Genomic DNA, 2,929 nt, shown 5'->3' on the forward strand with positions numbered 1-2,929 from the left:
GAGAAGGGGAGTTAGTGCCTGCCAGAAGTAGCTCTGCAGAAGAATGGGATTCAAGCGATAAGTTGGCTGCTGTAATACAAGCCGCTGGCCTTAGCGGTGCTGATCTAGGTGCCTATTGCAGAGAGAGAGGTCTTTATCCCCAACAACTTGCCCGTTGGCGCCAAGCAGCAGAGTATGCAAATGGATTAGATGCACCGAGCATGGCGGATCAAAAGGAATTGCAGCGTAAAAACCAGGAGCTGATACGCCAAAATCGGCGCCTAGAGCGGGAACTACAAAAAAAGGAAAAGGCACTTGCAGAGGCAGCAGCGCTGCTTTTACTAACAAAAAAGTTCGACAGCCTCTGGCCGCAGGAAAGGGAGACCTGATAGCAGCAGAGGAGCGTATTAAGGCAATAAAACTTTTAGCAGAAGGGGTTAATTTAGGCGTGCCGATGCAAGCTATAGCAGAMCTTTTAGGWGTTYGCCAGCGCACGCTAAGGCGCTGGCGAATACATATAAGCGGCAAAGGATTTAGYGTTGATCAACGCAAAGGAGCGCAGAGAAATGTGGCACATAAATTAAGCATCCAAGAGCGGCAAAATATAATAAATATGATCAATGAAATGCGCTTTGCTCATTTGCCACCAGCGCAGATAGTTGCAATTTTGGCAGAGGAGGGTAATTATATCGGTTCAGAGATGACAATATATCGGATAATGCGAGAAGAGGGGTTGCTRAATCATCGAGGTAGAGCGCGGCAAATAAGAAAAAAACGAGAGGTGCCAATGCTAGAAGCAAGGGGAATAAAACAAGTGCTGGCATGGGATATAACGCTGCTGCCAAGCCCMATTATCGGMCGATATTATTACCTTTATATGGTTATGGATGTGTGGAGTAGACGTATTTTAGGAGTTGAAGTACATGGAGAGCAATGCGGCAAATTGGCAGGGGAATTCTTTGATCGCATCTGCCGTGATGAGAAAATAAATAAGGAATCAGCGGCGGTGCTGCATTCGGATAATGGAGCACCAATGCGATCATTTACATTAGCTGCAAAAATGGMMGAAYTAGGAATATCACTTTCATTCTCAAGGCCAAGGGTCAGTAATGATAATGCCTTTGCTGAATCAATATTTAGAACACTAAAATATCATCATAGCTATCCCCATCGGCGGTTTAGAGATATTTTATCTGTTAGGGAATGGGTAGATCAATTCATTGCTTGGTATAATACTGAACATCGGCACAGTGGGATTAAATACGTAACACCAAATCAACGTTATTTTGGTTTAGCAGATAATATTTGCGAGATAAGACAGAGCACCTATGAAGAAGCAAAAAGAAAGCACCCCAAGCGCTGGAGTAGACATATAAAAAGCTGGCAACAACCAGAAATTGTAAAAATAAATCATCCAAGACCGATAAAATCAATCGAGGGTTGATAAATTACTAAGCTATCTTGCCTGAGAGAAAGAAAATAGCTAACCAGTAAATAATTATAAGAAATAATACATTAATCGGCTATTCATGTGCCTGTTACTGTGCCATAAGCGGAAAGCAGTTTATATTGAATATGTTGCCTCGCACGGCATCACAGGCGGACAACTTTGCTGATAGATACCGCAGCCAACGGAAGCCCTGCAGTGGCACTTGACGCTCCAATTCAGGCAAATCCACCTGCAGGCGGCCGATCGACACCTTGATCGCCATCTCCCACAGCGAGGCCTGGCTAACGAACACCTCCGCCTCCGGCACTTGCACCCGTTCAACCACCGCCTGCGGCAGCCGTGGATCGCCGTTCAGCCACCACAGCACCAGATGGGTATCAAGCAGCAGTCGTGTCACTGCAGCGCCTGAAATAACCCATCCAGGGGCGCATCGAATTCATCGGCCAGCGCGATCTGGCCGCGCATCGCCCCAGGTGCTGCAACTGGCCGGGCCGGAGCCTGCCAGGCCACCAGCCGCGCAATCGGCACCCCCGAGCGGGCGATCACCACCTCTTGCCCCTGCTCCACCTCCTGCAGTAGCTGGGAGAGATGGGTYTTGGCYTGGTGCACGTTCACCAGATGCTGTTCGACCATGGGRCAGCGCATTGAACTAAGTCTTAGTTTGGTCTGCAGAGTCGCCCGTCGCCATCCTCCGGACCGATCGCCGCACCGTGGTGGGAGGAGAAGCGTGAATAGCAAAATCCGACCTAGTGTGGTCGCAKCGGCGGRGTCAGGCATGGCAGATGTGGTCGCAAGTCAGGTGTCGGTGCGGGATCTCAAAACCCACCTCTCCGAATGGCTGGCCCGTGCCCAGTCCGGTGAGGTGGTGGAAGTSACCTCATATCGCAAACCCATCGCCCGCATCACCGCTGTGAAGCCAGCRGACTCAGGGATAACCAGCCCGCTGCAAAAAGCGATTGATGYGGGCCTGATCAGTTGGAACGGTGAGAAGCCCAACTTGCCCCCTCCCGTGAAGYTGCGGGGGCAAGTGAAGTTGCTCAGCGAAATCGTGATTGAGGATCGGGGTTGAGTTGGTGATCCTTTTTTGTGACACCAGCGCCCTGATGAAGTTGCTGGTTGACGAAGCCCAATCAGATCAGATGCGGCAGATCAGCACMACTKTTGATGCCATCGGGGTCTGCCGKATCAGYTGGGCCGAAACAATGGCTGCCCTTGCTCGCCTCCAAMGGGAAGACCCGGTTTGCAATGAAGATCTCGAACARGCTCGGCAGCACCTGATCCAATCCTGGAAGACCTTTGCCATTGTTGAAGTGAGCCAGCCATTGGTGGAAACGGCTGGGCGCTTTGCCGACKTCTTTGCCCTTCGCGGCTACGACAGCGTGCAGCTCGCCGCAGCCCATGAGCTCCATGTCAACGCTGAACAGACCGTTCTCTTCGCTTGTTTCGACCGTCGACTCAACCAAGCGGCCCAGCTCCTTCAGCTGGAGGTGTTGCCATGAC

General features: G+C 50.9%; 6 protein-coding genes. 4 read left to right on the forward strand and 2 right to left on the reverse strand.

The window, feature by feature from the left end:
- Together C7K08_RS13275 and C7K08_RS13280 are read left to right on the forward strand one after the other, a co-directional pair.
- A partial coding sequence (locus C7K08_RS13275) for a transposase (protein WP_153062427.1) occupies window positions 1–368 on the forward strand: 368 nt, incomplete at its 5' end.
- Between the two features lie 17 nt (window positions 369–385).
- Window positions 386–1,423 (forward strand): IS3 family transposase, encoded by a 1,038-nt coding sequence (locus C7K08_RS13280; RefSeq protein ID WP_272867442.1) that lies wholly within the window; start codon window positions 386–388, stop codon window positions 1,421–1,423.
- 94 nt (window positions 1,424–1,517) lie between these two features.
- Here the strand turns inward: C7K08_RS13280 and C7K08_RS13285 are convergent, their stop codons facing one another.
- Window positions 1,518–1,826, reverse strand: a complete 309-nt coding sequence (locus C7K08_RS13285) for a type II toxin-antitoxin system VapC family toxin (RefSeq protein ID WP_106501029.1) — start codon at window positions 1,824–1,826, stop codon at window positions 1,518–1,520.
- The gene (locus C7K08_RS13290; protein ID WP_206603871.1) at window positions 1,823–2,044 is read right to left on the reverse strand and encodes a type II toxin-antitoxin system Phd/YefM family antitoxin; all 222 of its coding nucleotides are present in this window, start codon (window positions 2,042–2,044) and stop codon (window positions 1,823–1,825) included. Before C7K08_RS13290 ends, C7K08_RS13285 begins: the two co-directional genes overlap by 4 nt.
- 160 nt (window positions 2,045–2,204) lie before the next feature.
- On the opposite strand from C7K08_RS13290, the gene C7K08_RS13295 reads away from it, so the two are divergent.
- Window positions 2,205–2,498, forward strand: a complete 294-nt coding sequence (locus C7K08_RS13295; protein WP_241537269.1) for a type II toxin-antitoxin system Phd/YefM family antitoxin — start codon at window positions 2,205–2,207, stop codon at window positions 2,496–2,498.
- 4 nt (window positions 2,499–2,502) lie between these two features.
- On the forward strand, window positions 2,503–2,928 hold the full coding sequence (locus tag C7K08_RS13300) for a type II toxin-antitoxin system VapC family toxin (protein ID WP_106501032.1): 426 nt from the start codon (window positions 2,503–2,505) through the stop codon (window positions 2,926–2,928).
- Window position 2,929: the final 1 nt, after the last annotated feature.

Origin of the sequence: Synechococcus lacustris str. Tous, from assembly GCF_003011125.1 — a bacterium.
GTDB classification, from domain to species: Bacteria; Cyanobacteriota; Cyanobacteriia; order PCC-6307; family Cyanobiaceae; genus Synechococcus_D; species Synechococcus_D lacustris.